The organism is Streptomyces polyrhachis (assembly GCF_042663125.1).
GTDB classification, from domain to species: Bacteria; Actinomycetota; Actinomycetes; order Streptomycetales; family Streptomycetaceae; genus Streptomyces; species Streptomyces polyrhachii.
This window is the reverse complement of sequence record NZ_JBHSZO010000049.1, coordinates 23398-33435: the sequence shown is the minus strand read 5'-3', so window position 1 is coordinate 33435 and position 10038 is coordinate 23398. Positions and strand designations below refer to the sequence as shown.

The following is a 10038-nucleotide window of genomic DNA, read 5'->3' as shown; positions in this document are numbered from 1 at the left end:
TGGCCTCCGACTTCGCGCCACCCGGTCCCGTACGAAAGCCCCCGCGACCGACTCCGCGCCCGCCCCCGCCGCCTCCCCCGACCGGAGCCCCCGATGACCCCCGTCTCCCGCCACCTGCGCGAACACGCCGTCAAGGCCGTCGCCCTGGGCTGCTGCCTGGGCGCCCTGGCCCTGGCCTGGCCCGAGGACGTCTCCGCCCGCGACCGCGCCCAGGCGGCGGCGCCCTTCAGCTTCGCGCCGCTGGGCCTCAACGCGCCCACCCGCGCGGGCGACCGCACCGTGCGCCCCGTCGCCCCGGCCTTCCGCGACATCCGCTCGTGGATCTCCTCGGTCGGCGCCGGCGCCGGCGTCTTCGCCGCCGACGGCGGCACGCGCGCCCGCGACATCTGCCTGGTCGACACCCGCACCGACACCGTCACCGTGCGCCCCGCGCCCCGTACGGGCAAGCGCTTCGCGCCCTTCACCCTGCAGGCCACCGGACTGCCGATGCCCTCCTACGCGGCCCCGATGGGCTGCACGCCCGCCGACTTCAACCAGGACGGCTGGCAGGACGTCGCCGTCTACTACTGGGGCCGCTCGCCGGTGCTGTTCATGCGCGTCCCCGGCGCGAAGCCCGGCGCGCGGGCGTACGTGGCGCGGGAGCTGGTCGAGGGCAGCCCGGTGTGGAACACCAACGCCATGACGGTGGGCGACTACGACGGCGACGGCCGCCCCGACCTGGTGGTCGGCAACTACTTCCTCGACGGCGCCCGCGTGCTGGACCCCACCGCCGAGCAGGACTCGCTGCAGATGCCCTCCTCGATGTCCAACGCCGGCAACGGCGGCTCGCTGCGGGTCTTCCGCTTCGCCTCCGGCCGTACGGGCGCCGACCCGCAGGCGAACTTCACCGAGGTCGAGGACGCCTTCGGCGACAAGCCGCTGCACGGCTGGACACTGGCGCTGGCCAGCCAGGACCTCGACGGCGACGGCCGCCCGGAGGTCTACCAGGCCAACGACTTCGCCCCCGACCGGCTGCTGGTCAACAACTCCGAGCCCGGCGCGGTGCGCTTCGCCACCGCCAAGGGCAGCCGGCACTTCACCACCCCCAAGTCCAAGGTGGTGGGCCGCGACTCCTTCAAGGGCATGGGCGTGGCCTTCGCCGACCTGGAGGCCGACGGCAAGGCCGCCATCGTCGTCGGCAACATCACCGAGGACTACGCGCTGCACGAGTCCAACTTCGTCTTCAAGCCCACCGCCTCGCGCAAGGAGCTGGGCCGGGCGCTGCACCGCGGCGAGGCCCCCTACGACGACCACAGCGAGTCGATGGGCATGTCGCGCTCGGGCTGGACCTGGGACGTCGCGGCGGCCGACTTCGACAACTCCGGCTACCCGCAGGTCATGCACGCCACCGGCTTCGTCAAGGGGAAGACCCCCCGCTGGGCGCAGCTGCAGGAGGCCGCGATGGGCAACGACCTCATCCTCAAGCACCCGGGGCTGTGGCCGGACATCAAGCCCGGCGACGACCTCTCCGGCAGCGACCCCAACACCTTCTTCGTACGCACCGCCAAGGGCCGCTACGTCGACGTGGCCAAGGAGGCCGGCGTGGGCTCCACCGCCGTCACCCGCGGCTTCGCGGTGGGGGACGTGGACGCCGACGGGCGGCTGGACTTCGTCGCCGCCAACCAGTGGGGCCAGTCGGTGCTCTACCACAACCGCTCCAAGGCCGGGGACTTCGTGGGCCTGCGCCTGCGCCTGCCCGCCGGCGCCCGCGGCGCGAGCACCCCGGCCACCGGCGCCGTCGCCCGGCTGCACAAGCCCGGCGGCGCCGTCAGCGAGCAGCAGCTCTACCCGGCCGGCGGCCACGGCGGCGTCGCCGCCCCCGAACTGCTCTTCGGCCTGGGCGCCCGCAAGGCCGAGACACCGGTGAAGGTGGACGTCTCCTGGCGCGACACCCGGGGCCGCACCCACCGCGCCACCACCACCCTGCGGCCGGGCTGGCACGACCTGCTCCTGACCGCCGACGGAACGATTCGCGAGGTCCGCGCATGACGACCATCCACACCTGCGCGGCCCCGCAGGCCGCCGCCGGCCCGACGAAACCCGCCGCGCCGTGCGGGCCCTGCCGCCGCAGCAAGGCACTGCGCCGCTTCGCGATGTCCATCACCGCCGCCACCGTCCTGGGCCACACGGTCCTGGGCTTCGAGCAGGCGTACGCCACCCCGCTCATCTCCGTGGCCGCGGCCGTCCTGACCGAACTGCTGCTGGAGACGGTCGAGGCCTGGGGCCAGCGCCGCTCCCCGCGCTACGCCCGCCCCGCCGGCGAGTTCGTCGACTTCCTCCTGCCCGCCTACATCGGCGGTCTGGCCTGCGCGATGCTGCTGTACGCCAACAGCAACCTGTGGCCCACCGTGCTGGCCGCCGTGGTCGGCGTCTCCAGCAAGTACCTGATCCGGGTGAAGGTGCGCGGCGCGGCCCGCCACGTCCTCAACCCCAGCAACTTCGGCATCGTCGTGGTGCTGCTGGCCTTCCCCTGGGTGGGCATCGCCCCGCCCTACCAGTTCGGCGAGTGGCTGACCGGCTGGGTGGACGCCGTTCCGCCGCTGGTGGTGCTGGTGCTGGGCTCCCTGCTCAACGGCAAGCTCACCGGGAAGCTCCCGCTGATCCTGGGCTGGCTGGGCGGCTTCGCCGCGCAGGCCCTGCTGCGCGGCGCCTTCACCGACGTCGCCACCCTCAGCGCGCTGCTGGTGATGACGGGCCCGGCGTTCGTCCTGTTCACCAACTACATGATCACCGACCCCGGCACCTCGCCCTTCCGCAAGCGCAACCAGGTCGTCTTCGGGGTGACGATCGCCGCGGTCTACGGGGTGCTGGTCCACTTCCACATCGTCTTCGGCCTGTTCTTCGCCCTGATCATCGCCTGCGTGCTGCGCGCCGGAGTGCTGCTGGCGGTCAACCTGCGCGACCGGGGCGCCGTCCCCGCCCCGCGCCAGGAGGCCGCCGCGCCCGCCCCCCAGCCCCAGCCCGCCGCTGCCGCCCAGGCCCTGTGAGGGAGCGCTGTTGACTGCCGCCGACCCCGCCCGCACGCCCGCCCACGACGGTATCGCCGTCGTGGGCATGGCCTGCCGCTACCCCGACGCCGACGACCCCGCCCAGCTGTGGGACCTCGTCGTGCGCAAGCGCCGCGCCTTTCGCCGGCTGCCCGCCGAACGCCTCGCCGTCGAGGACTACTTCGACGCCACCCGCACCAGCCCCGACAGCGTCTACGCCACCAAGGCCGCCGTGCTGGAGGGCTGGTCCTTCGACCGCGCCGCCTTCCGCGTGCCCGGCTCCGTGCACCGCTCCACCGACCCCGCGCACTGGCTCGCCCTGGAGACCGCCGCGAAGGCCCTGGCCGACGCGGGCGCGCCCGGCGGCAGCGGACTGGACCGCGAGCGCGTCGCGGTCGTCATCGGCAACACCCTCACCGGCGAGGTCACCCGGGCGCGGAGCATGCGGCTGCGCTGGCCGTACGTGCGCTCCGTACTGGAGGCGACGTTGGAGGAGGAGGGCGTGGCGGGCGCGCTGCGCGAGCAGATCCTCGCCCGCGGCGCGCAGCGCTACCTGGCGCCCTTCCCCGAGCCCGACGACGACTTCCTCGCCGGCGGCCTGGCCAACACCATCGCCGGGCGCATCTGCAACCACTTCGACTTCCACGGCGGCGGCTTCACCGTCGACGGCGCCTGCTCCTCCTCGCTGCTCGCCGTCATCAACGCCTGCTCGCTGCTGCACGAGGGCAGCGCGGACCTGGCCCTGGCCGGCGGCGTGGACATCAGCCTCGACCCCTTCGAGCTGGTCGGCTTCGCCCGTATCGGCGCCCTGGCCGAGGACGCGATGCGCGTCTACGACCGGCGCCCCACCGGCTTCCTGCCCGGCGAGGGCTGCGGCGTCGTCGCCCTGATGCGCAGCGCCGACGCGGCGGCTTCGGGGGTACGCGTCTACGCGGAGATCCGCGGCTGGGGCATGTCCTCCGACGGCGCCGGCGGCATCACCCGCCCCGAGGAGCCCGGCCAGCTCCTCGCCCTGCGCCGCGCCTACGCCCGGGCCGGTATCGACCCGGCGGCGCTGGGACTGCTGGAGGGCCACGGCACGGGTACGGCCGTGGGCGACGCGGTCGAACTGGGCGCCCTCACCACCCTGCGCGCCGGCGCCCGCCACCCCGCCGCCCTGGGCTCGGTCAAGGCCAACATCGGGCACACCAAGGCCGCCGCGGGCGTGGCCGGGCTGCTGAAGGCGGCGCTGAGCGTCCACCACGGCGTCCTGCCCCCCACCACCGGCTGCGAGGACCCCGAGCCGCGCCTGACCGCGCCGGGCGCGGTCCTCAACGTCCTTGACGAGGCCAGGAGTTGGCAGGCGGGGGAGCGGATCGCCGGGGTGAGCGCCTTCGGCTTCGGCGGCATCAACACCCACCTCGTCCTCAGCGGGCCCCGCCGCCCCCTGCGCGCCCGCCCCGCCCCCGCCCCCCTCGTCCCCGCGCGCCGCGCGCAGCCCGCCACCGAGGTCGTCCTCCTCAGCGGCGAGGACCGCGCGGAGCTGGTGGCGCGCCTGGAGCGGCTGGCGCAGGCGGCGCCGCGGCTGTCGGACGCCGAGGTGCACGACCTCGCCTGCGCCTGGGGCCGCGCGCCCCACCCGGGCCCGGTGCGCGCCGCGCTGCTGGCCGCCACCCCCGAGCAGCTCACCGAGCGCGCCCGCAGCGCCGCCCGCGCCCTCGCCGACTGCGCCCCGGGCGCGGTCGCGACGCGCCCCGGCCTGTGGGTCGGCAACGCCGCGCCCGGCCGCGTCACCCTGCTCTTCCCCGGGCAGGGCGCGCCCCTGTACCGCGACCTGGGCGACATCGGCGCCGACCTGGGCGAGACCGCGCGCCCTTCCCCAAGCTCTTCGAGCAGGGGATACCCCATGGCCGCGGCGCCGGGCGCGGACACCGCCACCGCGCAGAGCACCATCCACCACGCCTCCCTGGCCGGCCTGCGCTGGCTGGAGCGGTTGGGCGTACGGGCCGAGGCGGCCCTCGGACACAGCCTGGGCGAGTTCGCCGCCCTCGTCTGGGCCGGCGCCCTCACCCCCCAGCAGAGCACCCAACTCGTCGCACGGCGCGGCGAGTTGATGGCCGAACGCTGCACCCCCCACACCGGGATGCTCGCCCTGGCCACCGACGCGGCCACCGCGCACGCCCTGTGCTCGGGCACCTCCCTGGTCATCGCCGGCTACAACGGCCCCACCGCCCACGTCGCCGCCGGCCCCCTGGACGAACTCGACGCCCTCGCCGCCCGCGCCGCCGAGCGCGGCATCGCCACCGCCGCCCTGGACGTCGCCCACGCCTTCCACTCCCCGGCCGTCGCCGAGGCGGCGAAGAACTTCGCCCCCCACGTGCGCGCCACCGCCTTCGGCGCCCCGCGCCCCGGCCTGTACTCCACCGTCAGCGGCGAGCCCTGCCGCAGCGCCGCCGAGGCCGAGGAGCTGACCTGCGTCCAGATGGCCGCCCCGGTGCGCTTCTGGAACGCCCTCACCCGGGCCGCGCCCACCGCCGACCTCTTCTGCGAGGTCGGCCCCGGCCGCACCCTGGCCCGGCTGGCCGCCCCCACCTCCGTCCCGGCCGTCTCCCTGGACCTGGGCGCCACCGACTCGCGCGCCCGCGCCGAGAGCGCCGCCGCGCTCTTCGCCGCCGGCGCGCTGCACGAGACCGGCGCGCTCTTCGAGGGCCGCGAGGCGCGGCCCGTGGACCCGTGGCGCGAGCGGGTGTTCATCCCCAACCCCTGCGCCACCCCCGAACCGGGCCCCGGCCGCCCCGAACCGGGCCCCGGCCGCGCCCTGGCCGCGCCCGACCCCGTACCCGTACCCGAGCAGGGGCGCGGCGAGCCCGAGCGCGACCTCACCGCGCTGGTGCTGCGGCTGGTCGCGCAGGCAACCGAGCTGGAGCCCGGCGCGATCGGCCCGGACGCGCACCTGCTCAGCGATCTGCACCTGTCCTCGCTGAAGGTGACCCAGCTGCTGGCCGAGGCCGCCCGTCAAGCTCAACTCCAGCCCCCCGCCGCCCCGTTGACGATGGCGGACGCCACCCTCGGCGAGATCGTCGAGGTGCTGCGCGAGCTGCCCGCCGCCGGGGAGAGCGCCCAGCAGCCCCCGGCCGGAGTGGCGCCCTGGCTGCGCTGCTTCACCGAGGAACTGCACCCCGCGCCCGCCCCGTACCCGGCCGACCGCGCCGACCGGCCCGGCCGCGTCACCGTCGTGGCCGCCGAGAGCGACCCGCGCGGCGCCCTGGCCCGCCGGGTGCTCACCGGCACGCCCGACGGGCACGCCGAGCTGCTGTACGTCCCCGACGCCGACAACCCGGCCCTGGCCGGGGCCTTCCTCACCGCCGTCACCTCCGCCGTACGGGGCGGCCGGCTCGTCCTGCTCACCCACGGCTCCGGACTCTCCGGCTTCGCCGGCAGCCTCCACCAGGAGCACCCCGAGCTGGGCATCACCGTCCTGCGCACCCCCGCCGGCGAGCAGGGCCTGACCAACGCGGCCGCCCTGGCCTGCGCCACCCCCGGCGTCCTGACCGAACTCGCCCTCGACGAGGACGGCCGCTGCCACCGCCCCGCCACCACCGCGCTGCCCGAACCCACCGGCGGCGACCGCCTGCTGGGCCCCAACGACGTCCTGCTGGTCAGCGGCGGCGGCAAGGGCCTGGGCTACGCGGCCGCCCTCGCCCTGGCCGTCCGCACCGGCACCCGCCTGGCCCTCCTGGGCCGCAGCGACCCGGCCGCCGACCCGCAGTTGCGCGCCCACCTCGACCGCCTGGCCGAACGGGGCCTGTCGGCCGCCTACCGCAGCGCCGACCTCACCGACGCGGCCGCCACCGCCCGCGCCGTCGCCGACCTGCAGCGCGAACTGGGCCCGGTCACCGCCCTCATCCACGCCTCCGGCGTCAACGACCCGCGCCGCTTCACCGACCTCACCGAAGCCCAGCTGCGCGCCCACCTCGCACCCAAGACCGCCGGACTGCGCCACCTCCTGGGCGCCCTGGACCCCACCAAGCTGCGCCTCCTGGTCGGCTTCGGCTCCGTCATCGGCCGCTACGGGCTGCCCGGCGAGTGCCACTACGCCCTCGCCAACGGCCAACTGCGCCAGCAGTTCGAGCAGTTGGCCCGCGAGCTGCCCGGCTGCCGCAGCCTGGTGCTGGACTGGTCGGTCTGGTCGGGCGTCGGCATGGGCGAACGCCTGGGCGTCCTGGACCAGCTCGCCCGCCTGGACGTCACCCCCATCCCCGCCGACCTGGGCATCGACCTGCTGCTGCGCCTCACCGAGACCCCCGCCCTGCCCACCGCCGTCGCCGTCCACGGCCGCATGGGACTGCCGCCCGCGCCGCTGGACGCCGCGCCCACCGGGCAGGCGCGGCGCTTCCTCGGGCAGCCGCGCGTGCACTACCCCGGCGTGGAACTCGTCGTGGACACCGCCCTGTCGGGGGCCTCGGACCCGTACCTGGCCGACCACCGCATCGACGGGCTGCCCGTGCTGCCCGCCGTGGTCGGACTGGAGGCCATGGCCCAGACCGCCTCCGCGCTCGCCGGCATGCCGCTGCGGCTGGCCCGCGACGTGGCGCTGGAGCGGCCGGTGACGCTGGGCGCGGAGGGGCCGCGCACGGTCCGTATCGCCGCGCTCGTCGAGGACGGCTCGGTGTCGGTGGTGCTGCGCAGTGACGAGAGCGCCTTCGGCGCCGACCACTTCCGCGCCCGCTTCCCCCTCGACGCCGCCCCCGAGCAGGCCGGGGTGACTCCGCCGCAGGACGGGCAACAGCCCGTCCCCGCCGAGGAGTTGTACGGACCGCTGTACTTCCACACCGGCCGCTTCCGCCGCGTCGGCGAGCTGACCGCACTGGCCGCCCGCCACCTCACCGCCCGCCTCCCGCAGGCGCTGGAGGCCGGCTGGTTCGGCGCCGGGGAGGCGCAGGGCCTGCTGCTGGGCAGCCCCGGCCGCAACGACGCCACCATCCACGCCCTCCAGGCATGCGTCCCCCACCGCCGCCTGCTGCCCGTGGGCTGCGAGGAGCTGTGGTGCGCCCCCGGCCCCGTCCCGGGCGCCGAGGGCGAGGTCACCGTCCACGGCCGCGAGCGCCACTTCGGCGCCGGGAACTACGTCTGGGACGTCGACGCCCGCGACGCCCAGGGCCGGCTGCTGCTGCGCTGGCGCGGGCTGCGGCTGCGCGACGTGGGCCCGCTGCACCGGCGCGGGCGCTGGACACGGCGGCTGCTGTCCGTACACCTGGAACGCGGCGCCCTCGCCCTGGGCCTGGACCCGGCGCTGACCCTGCGTATCGAGCCCGGCGGGGAGGCCGCCCGCAGCGTGCCCCCCGTCCGGCCCCCGCACGGCACCTCGCGCAGCCACTGCGCCGGACTGACCCTCACCGCCAGCGCCCCCGCCGGGACGGCCGTCGACTGGCAGCAGGCCGCGCCCGGCGACACCGAGGCGGTGCTCCCAGCCCCCTACCAGGGCCTCTTCGAGCAGCTGCGCGCCGTCCTGGACGAGCCCGCGCACGTCGTCGCCGCCCGGGTGTGGACGGCCGCCGAGTGCCTGGCCAAGGCGGGGCGCGGCCCCACCGCGCCGCTGGTGCTCGACGGGGTCTTCGAGGACGGCTGGGTGCGCCTGCGCAGCGGCGCCGAGCTGCTGGCCGGCACGGTGCTCCCCGCCCACCTCGCACCCGAGGGCGCGCTGCGGGAGACGGGCGCACAGGAGGGGCGGGCGGACGCGGTCATCGCCGTGGCCGTACTGGCCGAAGCGGAACGAGCGGGACGGGCAGGAGAGGCACATGTGGCAGCGCAGGACGTACGACCACCGGCACCTGGTGACGCTGGAGGAGACCAACCTCGTCGGGAACGTGTACTTCAGTAACTACTTCCTCTGGCAGGGCCACTGCCGCGAGCACTTCCTCACCGAGCACGCCCCCGGCGTGATGCGCGCCCTGCGCGAGGACCTGGCGCTGGTCACCGTCTCCAGCCGCTGCGACTTCTTCGCCGAGCTGTACGCCACCGACCAGGTGGAGGTACGCATGTCGCTCGGCGCCCGCGAGGCCAACCGCGTCACCATGCTCTTCGACTACTTCCGCCTGGACGGCGCCGCCGCCCAGCTCGCGGCGCGCGGCGAGCAGACCATCGCCTGCATGCGCCGCACCGCGCACGGCGTGGAGCCGGTGGAGGTCCCCGAGGAGCTCTCGCGCGCCCTGCGCCCCTACGAGCGCGAACCGGCGACCGTCGCGGCGGCCCGCCGTGCCTGAGACGCTGACCGGGGCCGTGTCCGAGGGGCGCGCCGCGCTCCCCGCCCGCACCGCCGTGCTGGGCTGCGGGCGGATGGGCTCCGCCCTGGTGCACGCCGCCCGCAGCCGGGGACTGGACGTCGTCGCGGGGGTACGCACCCCGCGCCTGCGCCGGCCCGGACTCCCCGGCGACGTCGCGCAGCTGTGGCCGCCCGAGGCGGTGGCGGCGGCCGACCTGGTGGTGCTGGCCACCCCGCCGGGGATCCCGCTGCAGCACCTGGCGCTGCACCTGGCGCCGGTGCTGGCGGGCAAGGTCGTCCTGGACGTCTCCAACCCGCTCTTCCGCCGCCCCGCCATGCCGGCGCCGCGCGGCCCGTACGAGACGGGGGGCGAGGCGGGCGGCGAGACGGGCGAGAGCAGCGAGACGGAGCGGCTGGCGTCCTGGCTGCCCGCCGCCCGCGTCGCCAAGGCGTTCAACACCGTCTCCGCCAAGGCGCTGCGCCTGCACGCCGCCGCCGGCGCGGGCGACCCGTACGGCCTCGAACACCTCAGCGTGCCCGTGGTCGCCGACGATCCCGGCGCCCGCGAGACGGTGTGCGCCTGGGTACGGGCGCTGGGCTTCGACCCCGTACCCGCCGGCGGCCTCGCGCACGCCCGCGAACTGGAGCACCTGGCACGGCTGCTCCACCACATCGACACCGCCTCGGGCCGCAGCGGCCTGGTCGGCTGCCGGATCGTGCGGCCCGAGCCGCTGTGACCGGCACGGGACACCTGTGAGACAACGTGAGACA

At 76.3% G+C, this 10038-nt stretch carries 5 protein-coding genes; all 5 read left to right on the top strand.

What is annotated here, in order from left to right:
- The first annotated feature begins 93 nt into the window (after window positions 1–93).
- The 5 genes from ACFQLX_RS23365 to ACFQLX_RS23345 are packed head-to-tail and all read left to right on the top strand — an operon-like array spanning window position 94 to window position 10004.
- Window positions 94–2028 carry a CRTAC1 family protein gene (locus tag ACFQLX_RS23365; protein WP_386418191.1) on the top strand — a complete coding sequence of 645 codons (1935 nt, stop codon included), beginning with the start codon at window positions 94–96 and terminating at the stop codon, window positions 2026–2028.
- Window positions 2025–3026 (top strand): enediyne biosynthesis protein UnbU, encoded by a 1002-nt coding sequence (locus ACFQLX_RS23360; protein ID WP_386418189.1) that lies wholly within the window; start codon window positions 2025–2027, stop codon window positions 3024–3026. Before ACFQLX_RS23365 ends, ACFQLX_RS23360 begins: the two co-directional genes overlap by 4 nt.
- A gap of 10 nt (window positions 3027–3036) precedes the next feature.
- The gene (locus ACFQLX_RS23355; RefSeq protein WP_386418187.1) at window positions 3037–8886 is read left to right on the top strand and encodes an SDR family NAD(P)-dependent oxidoreductase; all 5850 of its coding nucleotides are present in this window, start codon (window positions 3037–3039) and stop codon (window positions 8884–8886) included.
- Window positions 8804–9268 (top strand): acyl-CoA thioesterase, encoded by a 465-nt coding sequence (locus tag ACFQLX_RS23350; protein ID WP_386418186.1) that lies wholly within the window; start codon window positions 8804–8806, stop codon window positions 9266–9268. Before ACFQLX_RS23355 ends, ACFQLX_RS23350 begins: the two co-directional genes overlap by 83 nt.
- Window positions 9261–10004, top strand: coding sequence for an NADPH-dependent F420 reductase (locus tag ACFQLX_RS23345; RefSeq protein WP_386418184.1), 744 nt, complete (start codon window positions 9261–9263; stop codon window positions 10002–10004). Before ACFQLX_RS23350 ends, ACFQLX_RS23345 begins: the two co-directional genes overlap by 8 nt.
- The last annotated feature ends 34 nt before the right edge of the window (window positions 10005–10038 follow it).